The organism is Streptomyces ambofaciens ATCC 23877 (genome assembly GCF_001267885.1).
Lineage (GTDB): Bacteria > Actinomycetota > Actinomycetes > Streptomycetales > Streptomycetaceae > Streptomyces > Streptomyces ambofaciens.
Map to the genome: position 1 here is coordinate 3808744 of NZ_CP012382.1, position 16806 is coordinate 3825549.

The 16806-nt window shown below is 70.7% G+C and carries 11 protein-coding genes and 5 tRNA genes; 7 read left to right on the top strand and 9 right to left on the bottom strand.

Translation table 11 applies throughout. The features are described 5' to 3' along the window. Positions 1 to 96: 96 nt before the first annotated feature. From SAM23877_RS16920 to SAM23877_RS16950, 7 genes are all read right to left on the bottom strand, one after another. A complete protein-coding gene (locus tag SAM23877_RS16920; protein WP_053133480.1) occupies positions 97 to 1389 on the bottom strand; it encodes a PP2C family protein-serine/threonine phosphatase in 1293 nt (430 codons plus the stop codon). Next, complete coding sequence (locus SAM23877_RS16925) at positions 1386 to 2198, bottom strand: alpha/beta fold hydrolase (RefSeq protein WP_053133483.1); 813 nt, start codon at positions 2196 to 2198, stop codon at positions 1386 to 1388. The genes SAM23877_RS16920 and SAM23877_RS16925 overlap by 4 nt, the downstream gene beginning before the upstream one ends. A gap of 217 nt (positions 2199 to 2415) precedes the next feature. After that, a tRNA-Lys gene (locus SAM23877_RS16930) sits at positions 2416 to 2488 on the bottom strand. A gap of 118 nt (positions 2489 to 2606) precedes the next feature. Next, a complete protein-coding gene (locus SAM23877_RS16935) occupies positions 2607 to 4142 on the bottom strand; it encodes an amino acid permease (protein ID WP_053133486.1) in 1536 nt (511 codons plus the stop codon). 171 nt (positions 4143 to 4313) lie between these two features. Beyond that, positions 4314 to 6461 carry a DEAD/DEAH box helicase gene (locus SAM23877_RS16940; protein WP_053133489.1) on the bottom strand — a complete coding sequence of 716 codons (2148 nt, stop codon included), beginning with the start codon at positions 6459 to 6461 and terminating at the stop codon, positions 4314 to 4316. Positions 6462 to 6789: 328 nt separating this feature from the next. Further along, positions 6790 to 7347 (bottom strand): hypothetical protein, encoded by a 558-nt coding sequence (locus SAM23877_RS16945; RefSeq protein WP_053133492.1) that lies wholly within the window; start codon positions 7345 to 7347, stop codon positions 6790 to 6792. Between the two features lie 96 nt (positions 7348 to 7443). Further along, complete coding sequence (locus SAM23877_RS16950) at positions 7444 to 7794, bottom strand: metallopeptidase family protein (protein ID WP_043383624.1); 351 nt, start codon at positions 7792 to 7794, stop codon at positions 7444 to 7446. 127 nt (positions 7795 to 7921) lie between these two features. On the opposite strand from SAM23877_RS16950, the gene SAM23877_RS16955 reads away from it, so the two are divergent. The 7 genes from SAM23877_RS16955 (at position 7922) to SAM23877_RS41275 (ending at position 14667) form a co-directional block, all read left to right on the top strand. Next, positions 7922 to 9586, top strand: coding sequence for a metallophosphoesterase family protein (locus SAM23877_RS16955; RefSeq protein ID WP_053133495.1), 1665 nt, complete (start codon positions 7922 to 7924; stop codon positions 9584 to 9586). A gap of 80 nt (positions 9587 to 9666) precedes the next feature. Continuing rightward, positions 9667 to 9739: transfer RNA gene (locus SAM23877_RS16960), tRNA-Glu, on the top strand. A 36-nt stretch (positions 9740 to 9775) separates the two neighbouring features. Further along, a tRNA-Asp gene (locus SAM23877_RS16965) sits at positions 9776 to 9850 on the top strand. A 24-nt stretch (positions 9851 to 9874) separates the two neighbouring features. Next, positions 9875 to 9948 (top strand) — tRNA-Phe (locus tag SAM23877_RS16970). Positions 9949 to 10090: 142 nt separating this feature from the next. Further along, positions 10091 to 14068 (top strand): ATP-dependent RNA helicase HrpA, encoded by a 3978-nt coding sequence (hrpA, locus tag SAM23877_RS16975; RefSeq protein ID WP_053133499.1) that lies wholly within the window; start codon positions 10091 to 10093, stop codon positions 14066 to 14068. Between the two features lie 94 nt (positions 14069 to 14162). Continuing rightward, positions 14163 to 14237: transfer RNA gene (locus SAM23877_RS16980), tRNA-Asp, on the top strand. A 235-nt stretch (positions 14238 to 14472) separates the two neighbouring features. Continuing rightward, positions 14473 to 14667, top strand: coding sequence for a DUF6274 family protein (locus SAM23877_RS41275; RefSeq protein WP_053133502.1), 195 nt, complete (start codon positions 14473 to 14475; stop codon positions 14665 to 14667). A 431-nt stretch (positions 14668 to 15098) separates the two neighbouring features. Here the strand turns inward: SAM23877_RS41275 and bldC are convergent, their stop codons facing one another. Together bldC and SAM23877_RS16995 are read right to left on the bottom strand one after the other, a co-directional pair. Continuing rightward, positions 15099 to 15305 (bottom strand): developmental transcriptional regulator BldC, encoded by a 207-nt coding sequence (gene bldC, locus SAM23877_RS16990; RefSeq protein WP_003949541.1) that lies wholly within the window; start codon positions 15303 to 15305, stop codon positions 15099 to 15101. 533 nt (positions 15306 to 15838) lie between these two features. Next, complete coding sequence (locus SAM23877_RS16995) at positions 15839 to 16690, bottom strand: DUF8083 family protein (protein WP_053133506.1); 852 nt, start codon at positions 16688 to 16690, stop codon at positions 15839 to 15841. Positions 16691 to 16806: the final 116 nt, after the last annotated feature.

Consider the following 16806-nt stretch of genomic DNA (forward strand, 5'->3'; position numbering starts at 1 on the left):
GGTGGGGGCCCCGCGCGGCGCTGCGGTGGGCGCGAGCGCCGCCCGGCTCGACGACGTGCCCGCCGGGGACGGCGCGCGTGCGCGGGGCGAGGGGGCTCACCGCTGCTCTTCACCGGGCGTCCGGGGCGCCTTGATGGCCGGACCGGGTGGTCGCGGCACGTTGATGGCCAGGACGGCGGTGTCGTCGTCCACGCCGGAGCCGAGGGCGTCGAGCAGGTTGCTCAGGGCCTGGACCGCGCCCGACGCGGTGGTCGGGGCCAGTGATCGGGCGAAGTCCACGAGCGCTTCGTCGCCGTAGCGTCCCCCGGACTGGTCGGTGTGGGCCTCGGTGAGGCCGTCCGTGTACAGGAGCAGGGTGTCCCCGGGGTCCAGGCGCACGGTGGTGGTGGCGATGTGGGCGTCCGGCAGGACGCCGACGAGCTGGCCGCCCGGGGTGGGCAGGTAGTCGGCGCTGCCGTCGGCGCGCATGAGGAGGGCCGGCGGATGCCCGCCGCTGGCCAGGGTGATCCTGAAGGCGCCCTGCTCGCCGACGGGGGTCAGCAGCCCGAAGATCACGGTGCAGAACCGCGGGTCGTACCCGTTGTACTCGTGGTTCAGGACGGTGTTGAGGTTGCGGAGCACCGCCGCGGGGTCCGGGTCGTAGACCGCGGCGGCGCGCAGGGTGTAGCGGGCCAGGGAGGTGATCGCTGCGGCGGCGGCTCCCTTGCCGCACACGTCTCCGAGGAAGAGCCCCCAGGACCCCTGGGTGAGGGGGAACAAGTCGTAGAAGTCGCCGCCGACTTCGTCGACGGAGGCGATGTGGTAGTGGGCGGCGACGTCCAGACCGGGCACGTCGTCCAGGGCAGGGGGGAGGAGGGTCCTCTGCAGCGTGGTCGCCAGGGTTCTGAGACGGTCGCGTTCGGTGTCGGCCTCCTGCCGGGCACGCAGCAACTCGTCCTCGTAGGCGCGCCGGTCGCGGGCGTCGACGAGGGTGGTGCGGATCAGCAGCGGCTGTCCGTCCTCACCGGTCTTGACGGTGGAGGTCACCAGGACCGGCAGGCGCGAGCCGTCGGCGGCCTTCAGCTCCAGCGCGATGCCGCGGACCTCACCCTGCATGGACAGCAGCGGAGCGAAGTGGGTCTCGTGGTAGAGCTTGCCGCCGACGGTGAGCAGGTCGGCGAACCGCTGGCGCCCGACCAGGTCGTCGCGCCGGTGGCCGAGCCAGTCCAGCAGCGTCTTGTTGACCTTGGTGATCCGCCCGTCCGGCAGCGTGGACAGATATCCGCAGGGCGCGTTCTCGTAGAGGTCCTCGGCGCTGTCCTCCGGCAGCTCGGAGTACGCCCGCTCACCGTCCGCGTCGTCGCCCGAGCCCCTCCCGTAGCCGTGCCCGTCGTGGGACGCGCCCCTCACCGGCCCACCTCGGCGGCGAAGGAGGCGATCACGTCGGCGGTCGCCCCGGGCGCGCTCAGCTGGGGGCAGTGCCCGGTGGCGGGCAGGGTGACCAGCTCGCTTCCCGCGATCCGGGCATGGACGAACGCGCCCACCTCCCGGGGAGCGATCGCGTCGTTCGCGCACTGGGCGACCAGGGTGGGGACCGTGACCGCCGCCAGGTCTCCGCGGTTGTCGGACAGGAAGGTCGCCCGGGCGAAGACGCGGGCCATCCTCGGGTCGGTGCGGCAGAAGCTGTTGGTGAGCTCCTCCCCGAGCTCCGGCCGCTCGGGATTGCCCATGATCACCGGAGCCATCGTCGCCGACCAGCCCAGGTAGTTCGACTCCAGCGACTTCAGCAGCTCGTCGATGTCGTCGGCACTGAAACCGCCCCGGTAACCGGTCGCCGGGTCGTCGACGTAGCACGGCGAGGGAGTGAGCAGCAGCAGACCGGCGAAGCGCTCGGGCTCCCGGGAGGCGGCCAGCACCCCCATCATCGCGCTCACCGAATGCCCCACGAAGACCACCGGCCCCAGATCCAGCTCACGGCAGATCTCCAGCACGTCCTCCGCGTGACCGTCGAGGCCGGCGTAGCGCTCCTCGCTCCAGGCCGACGGGTCCGAGCGCCCCGCCCCGACGTGATCGAAGAGGACCACCCAGAAGTCGGGCTCCAGGACCGGCACCACCAGGCGCCACATGTTCTGATCGCATCCGAACCCGTGCGCCAGCATCACCACCGGCCCGTCCGCCCGGCCTGTCACCGTCACATGGTTCCTGGCTCGTATGTCCATATTGACCATTTTCACACTATCCGGCGCCGTTCTCCGCCGAAGGCGGACGCAGGCCGCTCCGTGTGCGCGGCTGCGGTGGTGCGGATGCGGCGGACGGACGTCCGGCCGCCGGGAGAGGTTCGGGCGGGGCTCGAGAACGAAGCAGCGTCCGGGTCGGACGGAGCCGACCCGGACGCTGCGCGACAGGACGGTGGGCGCACGGCCCGCCTGCCACCGGTAGGCCCTGTGGGACTCGAACCCACAACCAATGGATTAAAAGTCCACTGCTCTGCCAATTGAGCTAAGGGCCCAGGGGGTGTTGCACGGTGATGCGTGATGTTGCCACACCGAGCATAGCCCGACGCGGCCGGGACGCCGATCGGGTATCGGAGACACGGCCGCGTCGGCCTCAGGCGCGCGGGCCGGCGGCTACGGGTCCACCGGCTCCGGGGTGTTCGCCCGGGCCGCCGCGCGCGCCCGGGTGCGCTCGTGGTCGGGGTTGAGGAACCAGTGCCGGGCCGAGGCCAGCCACCAGGTCGCGGCGAAACCGAGGACGACCAGGACGGCGACGGGCGCGTAGTTGAAGGTCTCCCAGGTGACCGGGGAGACCTGGGGGAGCATGAACAGGACCGTGATGAAGCCGACCCACGTCACCGCCACCACGCCCACCGCCCGCGACCAGCGGCCCAGATGCCACGGCCCCCGCTCGAAGTCGCCGCCCTTGCGCACCCGCAGCAGGGTCGGGATGACGTACGCGATGTAGAGGCCGATGACGGCGATCGACGTCACCGCCGCGTACGCCGTGACGTTGATCAGGTACGGCAGACCGAGGACCAGCGCGGCCAGCGCCGCCAGCCAGACGGCCGCGACCGGTGTACGGGTGCGCGGGTTCACGGTGTGCCAGACGTGGGAGAAGGGCAGCGCCCCGTCCCGGGAAAAGGCGTAGATCATGCGGCTGTTGGCCGTCACCGAGGCCATCCCGCAGAAGAGCTGCGCCCCGATGACGACCAGCAGCAGCAGCTTGCCCGCGGTCGCGCCGAGCGCGTCGAGCAGGATCTGCGCGGGCGGCGCTCCGGTCGGGGAGTCGAGGGCGCCGTCGTAGGACTGGATGGCGAAGGTGAAGCCCAGGAGGAGGACGAAGCCGGCGATCCAGGACGTCCAGATGGAGCGGACGATTCCCTTCGGACCGGCCGTGGACGCGTCGTGGGTCTCCTCGGTCATGTGGGCGGAGGCGTCGTAGCCGGTGAAGGTGTACTGGGCCATCAGCAGGCCGATCAGCACGACGTAGACGCCGCTGCCCCAGCCGGTGTTGTTGACGAACTCGCCGAAGACGAAGGACGCCGACCGGTGCTGGTCGGGGGCGAAGGTCAGCGCGCCGACGATGACCGCCACGCCGAGAACGTGCCACCAGACGCTGATGCTGTTCAGCAGGCCGACGATGCGGACGCCGAAGGTGTTCAGCAGGCCGTGCAGGATCAGGATGGCGGCGAAGAGCAGGATCGTGCGGCCGGGGGTGACCTCGAAGTCGAACTGGAGGTTCAGGTAGGCGCCCAGGAAGGACGCGGCGCCGAAGTCGATGCCGGCGGTGACCGCGACCTGGCCCAGCACGTTGAACCAGCCCGTGAACCAGGCCCAGGCGGCGGCCGTGCGGGGCGGCGCGAGACGGTGCGCCCAGAAGTACAGGCCCGCCGACGTCGGGTACGCCGAGCAGATCTCGGCCATCGCCAGGCCGACGAAGAGGGTCATCAGGCCGACGGCGACCCAGCCCCACGTGATCACGGCCGGGCCGCCCGTGTTCATGCCGAACAGGTAGAGCGTGAGGCAGCCGGAGAGCACCGAGATGATGGTGAAGGAGACCGCGTAGTTGGAGAACGCCGACATGCGGCGGGCCAGAACCTGGGTGTAGCCGAGCTGGGCCAGCCGTTCCTCGTCCGACAGCCCACTCGCCTTGGCGTCATCTGTCATGCCCCCAGCAATTCCCTCGCGAGGGGCGTGACATGCGTCACTCGACGGCCGGGAAACGCCGTGCTCTACGCCGGGTCGGCGCACCAGCCCGAGGAGGAAAACGCCGTGGCCCCCACCCGTCAGGGCAGGGGCCACGGCGTTCGGTGCGCTCAGCCGGTCAGGCTGCCGGCGTCAGCCGTTGCGCTTCCAGCGCGGCTTGTCGTCACGGCGGCCGAAGGAGGAAGAGGAGGAACCGCGGTGGTCGTCACGACGGCCGTACGGGCGGTCGTGGCCGCCGGAGCGGAAGCCGGGACGGTCGCCCTGACGGTCGCGGTTGAACGGACGGTCGCTGCCGGGACGGTCGCCCTGGCGGTCGCGGTTGAAGGGGCGGTCGCTGCCGCGGTGTCCGCCGCGGTCGTCACGGCGGAAGCCGCCACGGTCGCCACCCCGGTCGTCACGACGCTCGAACGAACGCCCACCACGGTCACCACCACGGTCATCACGACGCTCGAACGAACGCCCACCACGGTCACCGCGGTCGCCGCGGTCGTCACGACGGAAACCACCGCGGTCGCCGCCACGGTCGTCACGACGCTCGAAGGAACGACCACCACGGTCACCACCACGGTCATCACGACGCTCGAACGAACGCCCGCCACGGTCACCACGGTCGTCACGACGGAAACCACCGCGGTCACCACCGCGGTCGTCACGACGCTCGAAGGAACGACCACCACGGTCGCCACCCCGGTCATCACGACGCTCGAACGAGCGGTCGCGGTCGGCGAAGCGGTCGCGGCCGTTGCCGCCGCCGCGCTCGGCCTTCTCGACGTCCCGCGCGCCGGGCTGCTCGGGCAGCGAGACCTCGGTCTCGGCCACCGCCGCGGCCACCTCGGCCAGCACCGTCTCCGGGTCCTCGCCACGCTCCCGCGCGACCCGGGCGACCAGTCGGTCCGCCTCCTCGCGGAGCTCGGTCGCGCGCCGCTGGGCCCGCTCCAGCTCCTTGTTGAGCTGGGCGACCTCACGCTCGGCCTGCTGCGCCGCGTTGCCCGCGGACTCGGCCTGGACCTCGGTCATCGACCGGGCGCCGGTGATCTCGGCGACCTCCGGCTCGAAGGCCGCGCCGCCCTGGATGATGTGGCGCGTGGCGTCGACGCCCGCGTCCTCCATCAGCCGGAAGATCTGACGCCGCTGGTGCGGCAGGGAGAGGGAGACGACCGTGCCGGTACGGCCGGCGCGCGCCGTGCGGCCGGCGCGGTGCAGGTAGTCCTTGTGGTCACCGGCCGGGTCGACGTTGAGCACCAGGTCGATGCCGTCGACGTGGATGCCGCGCGCGGCCACGTCGGTGGCGACGAGCGCGTTGACGTAGCCCTTCTTGAAGTCCTCGAGCACCCGGGTACGCGCGCCCTGCGTCATACCGCCGTGCAGCGCGTCGGCCTTCACACCGGCGTCGCAGAGCTGTTCCGCGATGCGGTCGGCGCCGAGCTGGGTGCGGACGAAGATGATCGTGCGGCCCTTGCGCGAGGCGATCGCGGCGGTGACCGGCGCCTTGTCCTTGGGCTTCACGACCAGGATGTGGTGCGACATGGTCGTCACGTTGCCCTGGGCGCTGTCGACCTCGTGCGTGACCGGGTCGGTCAGGTAGCGCTTGACCAGCGTGGAGATCTCGTTCTCCATGGTGGCCGAGAAGAGCATGCGCTGGCCGCCCGCCGGGACCTGGTCGAGCAGCTCGGTGACCTCGGGCAGGAAGCCCAGGTCCGACATCTGGTCGGCCTCGTCGAGGACGGCGATCTGCACGTTCTCCAGGGAGCAGGCGCCGCGGTTGATGATGTCGCGCAGGCGGCCCGGGGTGGCGACGAGGACGTCGACACCGCGCTCCAGGGCGTAGATCTGGTTGCCCATGGAGGTACCGCCGCAGACGACCTTCATCTTCAGGCCGAGGACGTCGCCGTACGGCTGGAGCGCGTCGGCGACCTGCATGGCCAGCTCGCGGGTCGGCGTCAGGATGACGGCGCGCGGCTTGTGCTTCTCGGTGCGACCGCCGGCCAGCGTGGCCAGGGTCGGCAGACCGAAGGAGAGGGTCTTGCCGGAGCCGGTGCGGCCCCGGCCGAGGATGTCCTTGCCCTCCAGCGCGTCCGGGATGGTCGCGGCCTGGATCGGGAAGGGGGTGGTCACGCCGTTCTGCGCGAGCTTGCGCACGACGCCCTCGGGCAGACCGAGGTCGGCGAAGGTGACTTCGGGAGCCTCGGCGGCCGCGGAGGCCTCGACGGTCTCCGGCGTGCTCTCGACGCCCTCGGCGTTCTCGGGCACGACGACGTGATCAGTACTGGTGATGGACATGCGAATGCGAAACCTTCCGGAGTCTCTCGTCGGCACGCGCCCGTCAACTCCGTGAATCGCGATTCGCAATACGACCGCCTCGATGCGGTCCACCACGGCAAAGGAGAGTACGCGCCACACGGCGCGCTCTGCGGTGGCGCCGGGCAAATGGGATCAAACGATCTACCACCATACGCACCCTCCACCCCCGAAGGCAAACCGAGTAGCACATGCCCAGCTCAGCCCGGTTGCCGACCCGGCTGCGGCCCCGGTTGCCGACCAGGTCACCCGCCCGGCCGCGGCCCCCGGTGACGCTGCCGCGTCCGCCCCTCGGTGCCACCCGTATCCCCTACACCGGTACCCCGGCCTCGGGGGCCGGCTCCCGATGCGCCAGCTGCGTCCCCGGCGGCTCGTGCGCCGACGAGGACGGCTCCGGGGTCGGCTCGGGCGTCGGCGTGACCGGCGGCTCCGGGGTCGGTGTCGGCTCCGGCTCGACCGTGCGGGTGGGTTCCGGGGGCGGCGTCCGGGTGGGCGCGGGCTCCTCGCCCCCGCCCTGCGCGGGCGGAGCCCCGGTCGCCCGTCCGGGCGGCGCGGTCGCGGGGGAGGCGTCCGCGCCCTTCCCGCCCTTGCCTCCGCCCTTGTCCCCGCCCGCGTCCGAGCCCTTGCCCTTGCCCTTCTTCCCCTTGCCGCGTCCGCGTTCCCCGTCGGCCGCGGCCGCGCCGTACCCGGCGTTCCCGCCCGTCAGCGCGGGGCCGCCCCCGGGTTCCTCGTCACCGCGTTCCCCGGTGGAGTGCGACGGCCTGGCGCCCCCGCCGGACGCGCCGTCGCCGACACTCATGCAACCGGCGGCGGCGACGACGGCCACGGCCGTGGCGGCCAGTCGGACGGGAACGTTCAAGGGGCGCACGGGCGGCCACCTCCGGGGGTCAGGAGTCGCCGTGCCCAACTCCCGTCACCCACAAGAGGACACGCGCCGCGCACCGCGGACCTTGACCCGAGCGCGTCACCCGTACCCGAGGGCGTGCAGCCGCGCGTCGTCGATCCCGAAGTGGTGCGCGATCTCGTGGACCACCGTCACCTCGGTCTCCGCCACCACGTCCTCACGGGTCTCGCAGAAACGCAGCGTCGGCCCCCGGTAGATGGTGATCCGGTCCGGCAGCACGCCCGCGTACCACTCCCCGCGCTCCGTCAGCGGCGTCCCCTCGTACAGCCCGAGCAGCTCGGGGTCGTCCGCGGGCGGCTCGTCCTCGACGAACACCGCGACGTTGTCCATCAACCGCGTCAGCTCCGGCGGAATCCGGTCCAGGGCCTCGGCGACCAGTTCCTCGAACTCCTCGCGCGTCATCTCCAGCACAGGCCCATTGTCGGGTACGACCGTGGAGTACGACACAGCCGTCCGCGGGCGCCCCGCACCCCCTCCCACGCGGGGGCCGCGCGCCGGCGCCCGCATACCCGCCCGGCGGCCTGGGCATACGGGACCAATGGCCCGCGTCCCCGCCGCCGTCCTGCACGTCCTGGCCGAGGTGATGAACCCCATCCGCAACGCCCCGCGCGCCCTCACCCACCGCCGCCGCCCCCGGCCCCGCCGGGCGGCCACAGCGCCGGAACTCGCCCCTCGGTCGCGCCCCTGGACCCGTGCCGCCGGTCTCGTCACCGTCGTCCTGCTCGGAGCCTGGCTGGGGCTGCTGATCGTGGGTGACGTCCGCGTCCCCGTCGGCCCCATGAACACGACCATGACCCTGCGCCCCTCCGTCAGCGGCGGCACGAAGATCAACGTCTCCCCGCTGGGCGCTCTCCGGCTCGACAGCCACATCGCCCCGGTCCGCCTCGACGTCAACGTCGACCAGCTCGACCCCGACCGCGCCCAGGCCCTGGTCGACCACCCCGAGCGCCTCTCCGGCCTCCAGGACGAGGTCGCGCGGGACGTCGAGCACGGCACGCTCGACCTCGCCGTCCGTTCCTGCGTCGCCGTGGTCACCGGCGCCACCGCCCTCGGCCTGGCGGTCTACCGCCGCCCACGTCCCGCCCTGGCCGCCGGCGGCATGGCCCTCACCCTGCTGGTCGCCTCCGGCGGCACCGCCTACGCGACCCTGAACCCCGACTCCGTCCTGGAGCCGAAGTTCTCCGGCCTGCTCTCCTCCGCGCCGTCCCTCGTCGGCAACGCGCGCAGCATCGTGACCGAGTTCGACGTCTACCAGAAGGAGCTGGCCCGCCTGGTCACGAACGTCACCAAGCTCTATGACGTCACCTCCACCCTCCCCGCCTACCAGCCCGACCCGACCACGATCCGCGTCCTGCACGTGTCGGACATCCACCTGAACCCGGCGAGCTGGAAGATCATCGCGTCGCTGGTGGAGCAGTACAAGGTGAACGTGATCGTCGACTCGGGCGACACCATGGACCACGGCACCGCCGCCGAGAACGGCTTCCTGGACCCCGTCGAGGATCTCGGCGCCCCCTACGTCTGGGTCCGCGGCAACCACGACTCCCGCGTCACCCAGGAGTACCTGAAGGGCCTGAAGAACGCGCACGTCCTGGACGACGGCCTGGCGCGGAACGTCGCGGGCCTGCGCTTCGCCGGCATCGGCGACCCGCAGTTCACGCCCGACCGCTCCCGGCCGGAGGGCGCCGAGGCGTCCCAGGAACTGGCCGGCGCCCGCCTGGCCTCGGCCCTGCGCGACCAGCGCGCGGCCGGCACCCCCGTCGACGTGGCCGTCGCGCACGAACCGTCGGCGGCCCGCGAGGTCGACGGCGAGGTGCCGCTGGTCCTCGCCGGGCACGTCCACCACGAGGACATGGAGGTCATGAAGTACGGCACCCGCCTGCGCATCGAGGGCTCCACCGGCGGCAGCGGCCTGCGCGCGGTCGAGGGCAGGCACCCCGACCCGATCCAGGCGTCGATCCTCTACTTCGACCGGGACAGCCGGCGGCTCCAGGCCTGGGACGAGATCAAGCTCGGCGGCCTGGGCCTGACGACGGCCGAGGTCAGCCGGCACCTCCCCAAGGAGAACCAGCCCGGCGCGACCCCGTCCCCGACCGCCACGAGCCCCTCCCCCACCGGCACAGGCCCCTCCGCCACCGGCTCGGGCCCCTCCGCCTCGGGCAGGGTCCCGTCCCCGACCGGCCCCACCCCCACCCCTCCGTAAACCGTTTTGGCGATACCTCCCGCCATCCCATATGCTTCTCACGTCCCCGACGCGCTGCGAAGCGCCCAGGCGGGCCGATAGCCCTCATCGTCTAGCGGCCTAGGACGCCGCCCTTTCAAGGCGGTAGCACGGGTTCGAATCCCGTTGGGGGCACGCAGTACGGTGTGCGACACTGTCGTACACGAGCTTGGTCCTGTGGAGCAGTTTGGAGTGCTCGCCACCCTGTCAAGGTGGAGGCCGCGGGTTCAAATCCCGTCAGGACCGCTGAGGTTTCACGTGAAACCTCGCGGCTGGGTAGCTCAGTTGGTACGAGCGATCGCCTGAAAAGCGATAGGTCGCCGGTTCGACCCCGGCCCCAGCCACATTCAACCCCCGTCGAGGTCATCGACGGGGGTTTTGTGTTGCCCGGTGAACGGCACGGCGCCGGCGTCGGTGCGACGCCCGGAGCGGCCGGACGGAAATCGCTCGCCAGGATTTTCTCGAGGATGAGATCCTGGAACCCGTATGTCTACGCACCCCGCCCCCGCCCTCGGCACCCTCGCCTCCCGGCTGACCGAGCTGTCCCTGCGCGACGCGCACCGGCTCGGCCGGCGGCTCGAAGGTGCGCGGAGGATCCGCAAGCCGGAGGCCCGCGCCGCCGTCCTCGCCGAGATCGATGCCGAGGTGGCCAAGGCCGAACAGCGCATCGGTGAACGCCGGGCCCGCGTGCCCACCGTCAGCTATCCGGAGCAGCTGCCCGTCAGCCAGAAGAAGGACGTGATCGCGGAGGCCATCCGTGATCACCAGGTCGTCATCGTCGCCGGTGAGACCGGCTCCGGGAAGACGACCCAGATCCCGAAGATCTGCGTGGAACTGGGCCGGGGTGTGCGCGGCATGATCGGCCACACCCAGCCGCGGCGGATCGCCGCGCGCACCGTCGCCGAGCGGGTGGCGGACGAACTGGACACGCCCCTGGGCGAGGCCGTCGGCTGGAAGGTGCGCTTCACCGACCAGGTGAACCCGGACGCCACCTTCATCAAGCTGATGACGGACGGCATCCTGCTCGCCGAGATCCAGACCGACCGTGAGCTGCGCGCCTACGACACGATCATCATCGACGAGGCCCACGAGCGCTCCCTCAACATCGACTTCCTGCTGGGCTACCTCGCCCAGCTGCTGCCCAAGCGGCCGGATCTGAAGGTCGTCATCACCTCGGCGACGATCGATCCGGAGCGCTTCTCGCGGCACTTCGGCGACGCGCCGATCATCGAGGTGAGCGGACGGACGTATCCGGTGGAGGTGCGTTACCGCCCCCTGTTGGAGGAGGACGGCGACGACGCCGACCGGGACCAGATCACCGCGATCACCGACGCCGTCGAGGAGCTGATGGGCGAGGGGAAGGGCGACATCCTCGTCTTCCTCTCCGGTGAGCGGGAGATCCGGGACACGGCCGACGCCCTGGAGAAGAAGAAGTACCGGTTCACGGAAGTCCTGCCGCTGTACGCCCGGCTGTCGCACGCCGAGCAGCACCGGGTGTTCCAGCAGCACACCGGGCGCAGGATCGTTCTGGCGACCAACGTCGCCGAGACCTCGCTGACCGTGCCCGGCATCAAGTACGTCATCGATCCCGGGTTCGCCCGGATCTCCCGGTACAGCCACCGCACCAAGGTCCAGCGGCTGCCGATCGAGCCGATCTCGCAGGCCAGCGCCAACCAGCGCAAGGGCCGCTGCGGGCGGACCAGCGACGGCATCTGCATCCGGCTGTACTCCGAGGACGACTTCGACGCGCGGCCGGAGTTCACCGACGCCGAGATCCTCCGTACGAACCTCGCCTCCGTGATCCTCCAGATGACCGCGGCCGGCCTCGGCGACATCGAGAAGTTCCCCTTCATCGACCCGCCGGACCACCGCAACATCCGCGACGGCGTGCAGCTCCTCCAGGAGCTGGGCGCGCTGGACCCGGCACAGAAGGACGCACGCAAGCGGCTCACCGACACCGGCCGGAAGCTGGCCCAGCTGCCCGTCGACCCGCGGCTGGCCCGGATGGTGCTGGAGGCCGACAGGAACGGCTGCGTCCGCGAGGTCATGGTCATAGCGGCGGCCCTGTCCATCCAGGACCCGCGGGAGCGGCCGTCCGAGAAGCAGGCGCAGGCCGACCAGCAGCACGCCCGCTTCAAGGACGAGACCAGCGACTTCCTGGCCTTCCTGAACCTGTGGCGGTACGTGCGGGAGCAGCAGAAGGAGCGCGGCTCCTCGTCCTTCCGCCGGATGTGCAAGCAGGAGTACCTCAACTTCCTGCGCATCCGCGAGTGGCAGGACATCTACACGCAGTTGCGCACGGTCGCCAAGCAGATGGGCATCCACCTCAACGAGGAGGACGCACCCGACGACCGCGTCCATGTGTCGCTGCTGGCCGGCCTCCTCTCCCACGTCGGCATGAAGGACGTGAAGGAGGCCGGAGGGGACGGCGGGAGGAGCACGTCGAAGAACGAGTACCTGGGCGCGCGGAACGCCAAGTTCGCGATCTTCCCCGGTTCGGCGCTCTTCAAGAAACCCCCGCGGTTCGTGATGTCGGCCGAGCTGGTGGAGACCTCCCGCCTGTGGGCCCGCGTCAACGCGAGGATCGAGCCCGAATGGGTCGAGCCGCTCGCCGGACACCTCCTCAAACGCACCTACAGCGAGCCGCACTGGGAGAAGGACCAGGCGGCCGTGATGGCCTACGAGAAGGTCACGCTGTACGGCGTGCCGATCGTGGCCCAGCGCAAGGTGAACTACGGGCGGATCGACCCGGAGGTCAGCCGGGAGCTGTTCCTCCGCAACGCCCTCGTCGAGGGCGACTGGCGCACGCACCACAAGTTCTTCGCGGACAACCGCCGGCTGCTCACCGAGGTCGAGGAGCTGGAGCACCGCGCCCGGCGCCGGGACATCCTGGTCGACGACGAGACGCTCTTCGACTTCTACGACCAGCGGGTGCCCGAACACGTCGTCTCCGGCGCGCACTTCGACTCCTGGTGGAAGCACAAGCGCCACGAGCAGCCCGACTTCCTCGACTTCGAGCGCGAGATGCTCATCAACGAGAAGGCGGGTGCGGTCACCAAGGACGACTACCCGGACTCGTGGCGTCAGGGACAGCTGAAGTTCCGGGTGACGTACCAGTTCGAGCCGGGCGCGGACGCCGACGGTGTGACCGTCCACGTTCCGCTCCAGGTGCTCAACCAGGTCACGGACGAGGGCTTCGACTGGCAGATCCCCGGCCTGCGGGAGCAGGTCGTCACCGAGCTGATCCGCTCCCTGCCCAAGCCGATCCGCCGCAACTACGTACCGGCGCCGGACTACGCGCAGAAGTTCCTCCAGCGGGCCGTGCCCCTCCAGGAGCCGCTGACGGTGACCATGGCGCGGGAGCTGCGGCGCATGGTGGGGGTGCCGTTCGACGCGGAGGACTTCGACTGGTCGAAGGTCCCGGGCCATCTGAAGATCACTTTCCGGATCGTCGACGAGCGGCGCCGCAAGCTGGCCGAGGACAAGGACCTGGAGGCGCTGAAGCTGCGGCTGAAGCCGAAGGCGCGCAAGGCGCTGTCGCAGGCCGCGGCGGCCACCGCCGAGCGCAGCGGCGGCGAGTCCCTGGAGCGCTCGGGTCTGACGGACTGGACGATCGGCACCCTGACCCGCGTCTTCGAGACGCGCCGGGCCGGACAGCCGGTGAAGGCGTACCCGGCCCTCGTCGACGACGGACCGACGGCGAACACCGTCTCCGTACGCCTCTTCGACACGGAGGCCGAGCAGGCGCAGGCGATGTGGAAGGGCACCCGCCGGCTGATCCTGCGCAACATCCCGGTGAACCCGGCGAAGTTCGCGTCCGAGAAGCTGACCAACCAGCAGAAGCTGGGGCTGTCCGCCAATCCGCACGGTTCGATCCAGGCGCTGTTCGACGACTGCGCCATGGCGGCGGCGGACCGGCTGATCGCGGACTTCGGCGGGCCGGCCTGGGACGAGGAGTCGTACCGGAAGCTCTACGACAAGGTCCGGGCGGAGATCGTCGACACGACCGTCCGCACGGTGGGCCAGGTGCAGCAGGTGCTGGCGGCCTGGCAGGCCTGCGAACGCCGCCTGAAGGCCGTACGGAGCCCCGCGCTGCTGGCGAACCTCCAGGACGTGCGGGGGCAGCTGGACGCGCTGGTGAAGCCCGGCTTCGTCACGGAGGCGGGGATCAAGCGGCTGCCGGACCTGATGCGGTATCTGGTCGCCGCGGACCGGCGGCTCCAGCAGATGCCGACCGGGGTCCAGCGGGACACGTCCCGGATGGAGAAGGTCCACGAGATGCGGGACGAGTACGCGTGGCTGCTGGAGCAGATGCCGCGGGGCAGGCCGGTGCCGCGGCAGGTGCTGGAGGTCCGCTGGATGATCGAGGAGCTCCGGGTCAGCTATTTCGCGCACGCGTTGGGCACGGCGTACCCCGTCTCCGACAAGCGGATCGTCAAGGCCATCGACGCGCTCGCACCGTGACCACGGCCGTACGGAGGGTGAGTTCGACCCAGGGGCTCGCCCTCCTGTAGAGTCTCTTCTCGCAGCGCAACGCAAGAAAAGCGCAGCAAATCCTGGTCCTGTGGAGCAGTTTGGAGTGCTCGCCACCCTGTCAAGGTGGAGGCCGCGGGTTCAAATCCCGTCAGGACCGCAGTGAGGGCCCGCACCGATCGGTGCGGGCCCTTCTCGTTGCCTCGGATCCGGTGCGGCGCGCAGACCCCTCCGCCGAGAGGCCCCGTGGGGCGACGCCGGCCCTCTCCGGACGCCCACGCCGCCCCACCCCCACCCAAGGCTTTCAGTGCGCCTCTCGCGGCCTTGACGGCGTCACATTCGCTCGGTACTCCAGAGACAGGGCACGTTCTCCGTGCGGTCCCTGGAGGTGGCGTATGGCGGCATCGGTCAGGCACGAGACGCGGGCCCTGCTCCGCGCGCATCTGGCGGCGGCGTCGTCGTACCGTCATCTGACGCGCCACTGCCCGATCTGCCATCGACTGCTGCGACTGGCGCTGGACTCGTCCGCCCCACAGTCTCCGACGGAGCGTCAAGAGGGCCTCGAGGACGAGAGCGCTCCCACCGCCTGAGGGCCGTCGGCCCCAACACCCTTGCCACAGCGTCCTGCTGGAGCTCACGTCTCCTTTAGCGCACGGATGCCGCAGCCAACAAGCGCCGAGCCGTGTGACGGGTGTCACCGCATGAGTTTCAGGAACCGTGGCACTTACGGCTCCCCTACAACTGGTCAATTTAATATGTGCAATTGCACTACCCGTCAGGGGTCCTCGCACAGGTGATCCGACACCCCTCCCCAGACTCCGACAAGGCCGCTCACAGCACCGGCCGACCGCCCTCCACCAGGCACAGGACCGCACACAAAAAAGATCGCGCTGGACCCGGCGGAGTCCAGCGCGATCGACGACGCACCCCTGTTGGGGCAGGAACGGCGTCGTGTGGAGCTGTGGTTCCGAGCGCTCCGGCGGGTTGGGGGACCTGCCGTTCTGCCCGGTTATTCAGTTGTTCAGGCCTCGCTGCGCTGCTGCGGAATGCCCGCGAGCAGAGCGCGGACCTCGGCTTCGCGGTAGCGGCGATGCCCGCCGAGCGTGCGGATCGACGTGAGCTTGCCGGCCTTCGCCCAGCGCGTGACCGTCTTCGGGTCGACGCGGAACATGGTGGCGACCTCAGCCGGGGTCAGCAGCGGCTCGGCATCAGGGGTGCGAGCGGTCATGAGCGGCCTCCTCGGGAGAACCGAACCTTCTCGGTTCTTTCCTTTAAATTCTGCACCTTGACCCGCGTTGCCCGAAATGGCGGACACGGGTCGAGTCGGTTATAGGACGAACGGCTTGTCCTCGGCACTACAACTACACCATCCGTCCAGCCGCGTCGGCCAAACCGATGGAATTGCCCTCCCAGGTGTTCATCAGCGACGGAAGCCGATGGACCATGCCATAGCGGACAGTCACGCCACTGTGACGATCAGTCACAGTGGCGATCAGGAGTCACGAGACCCCCCAAAGCGTGCAATGCTGAGATTCCGCCCACAGTGCATCACGGCAGGACGGAAGGAGCCCTCCCCGGACTCCTTGTCCTATTTTGGCATGAGGAGGGGGAAGGGGCGCAAGAGTGATGTACGTGCGGTCCGTCACGCTTGACGCTTACGCCCGGATCGGGACCTACGTCCCTTGTCGGCAGAGCATCAGCCCACAGCGGGCACGTGTCGGAGCGGAAGACGAAACCCCACATCGGGCGGTACGTCAAACGTCAGTTCGCCGAGCGCCGGTCCCGCACCGCCCGCCAGCGCTCCACGAGCCGCCCGTACGCCGCCCCCGCCGCGGCCCCGTCGCCGTCGCGCAGCGCCTCGATGCCCTCGGCCACGTCGGCCGCCGAATGGTCGCCCTCCAGCTCACCGGAGGGCACCGCGTGCACCAGCCCGCCGTAGTCCAGCTCCACCAGTGAGCGCGGGTGGAACTCCTCGAGCCAGCGCCCCACGTCCACCAGACCGTCGATGAGCGGCCCCTCGTCCATGGCCTCCTTCAGGGCCCGCAGGCCCCGGGCGACCCGTCGGCGGGCCTGCACCATCGGTGTCCGGTAGCGCAGCACCGGAGCGGCCGCCCCGTCGCCGTCGCCGCCCTTGTCGTACTCCCGCTCCGCGTCGGAGACCAGCACGAACCAGTTGATCGGCACCTGCCAGGTGGCGGTGCGGATCCAGGGGCGGGCGTCCGGGTTGCGCCTCAGCCAACGCTCGTAGTCCTGGGCGCTCTGCCGGCGCACGAACGGGGGCAGCAGGGCGTCCAGCACGGGCTCGGGGAAGTCCTCGGCCAGCTCCTCCAGGGCCTGCCAGCCGCGCAGTCGGGTCCGCCAGGGGCAGACGCAGACCACGCCGTCGACCTCGGTCACGAACGCGTCCGCGCTCTCGTGCACGGGCACGGGGACCGGCGGGACGGGCAGCAGGTCCGCGAGGGAGCGGCGGAGCTCGTCCTGGTAGGAGGGCAGGTCGGTGCGGCGGGCGTAGCGGGTCCAGTGACCGCGCTCCTCCTCCGGGAAGGCGGCCAGCGGCTCGTACACGCGCAGGTACGCCGCGTACGGGACGATCACCGAGGACACCTTGGGCACGCCTGCTCCCTCCCCCGCGCACCGCTCCGAAAACCTGCGTCGGCCGATCACAAACGCACGGGAACCTCTGCAAATCGTCGCACGCGTGTACTCCGTGCGGAGGTGATCCTGAGCAC

Coding starts and splice junctions, on each gene's coding strand:
- SAM23877_RS16925 (WP_053133483.1), bottom strand. CDS start 2,198: ATGGACATACGAGCCAGGAACCATGTGACGGTGACAGGCCGGGCGGAC.
- SAM23877_RS16935 (WP_053133486.1), bottom strand. CDS start 4,142: ATGACAGATGACGCCAAGGCGAGTGGGCTGTCGGACGAGGAACGGCTG.
- SAM23877_RS16940 (WP_053133489.1), bottom strand. CDS start 6,461: ATGTCCATCACCAGTACTGATCACGTCGTCGTGCCCGAGAACGCCGAG.
- SAM23877_RS16955 (WP_053133495.1), top strand. CDS start 7,922: ATGGCCCGCGTCCCCGCCGCCGTCCTGCACGTCCTGGCCGAGGTGATG.
- hrpA (WP_053133499.1), top strand. CDS start 10,091: ATGTCTACGCACCCCGCCCCCGCCCTCGGCACCCTCGCCTCCCGGCTG.
- SAM23877_RS41275 (WP_053133502.1), top strand. CDS start 14,473: ATGGCGGCATCGGTCAGGCACGAGACGCGGGCCCTGCTCCGCGCGCAT.
- bldC (WP_003949541.1), bottom strand. CDS start 15,305: ATGACCGCTCGCACCCCTGATGCCGAGCCGCTGCTGACCCCGGCTGAG.